At 64.7% G+C, this 283-nt stretch carries 1 pseudogene; it reads right to left on the bottom strand.

Annotated elements, in window-relative coordinates:
* Nucleotides 1-283 (bottom strand): annotated as a pseudogene (locus tag EN807_RS34975) (MFS transporter); the annotation flags it as partial.

Raw genomic sequence — 283 nt, 5'->3', positions numbered from 1 at the left:
AGCACCACAAGCGCCATGCCTAAGGCCAAACCCCACAGGGTGGCGAACCCAAAGGCAACGCCGATGCGCCCGCCCCAAAGCACCAATGCCAGCGCCGCGAACGCCATCAATGCGGCCGTAACCACGAGAGCCACGTGGATATTGGCGTCGGCCATGCGGCCACCGGCAACGTTGCCGATCACGGCGGCGATGCCAAATCCGAGCAGGGCCAGGGCAATTGGCCCTGTTGCCAGGAGCGTCACATGTTCGAGGAAGGGGCGCACATAGACCGAGCCGGCAGATC

This window comes from Mesorhizobium sp. M5C.F.Ca.ET.164.01.1.1 (genome assembly GCF_004792125.1).
Taxonomy (GTDB): Bacteria; Pseudomonadota; Alphaproteobacteria; order Rhizobiales; family Rhizobiaceae; genus Mesorhizobium; species Mesorhizobium wenxiniae.
Note: the sequence above shows the minus strand (reverse complement) of the source record. Positions and strands in the feature narration are given on the sequence as shown.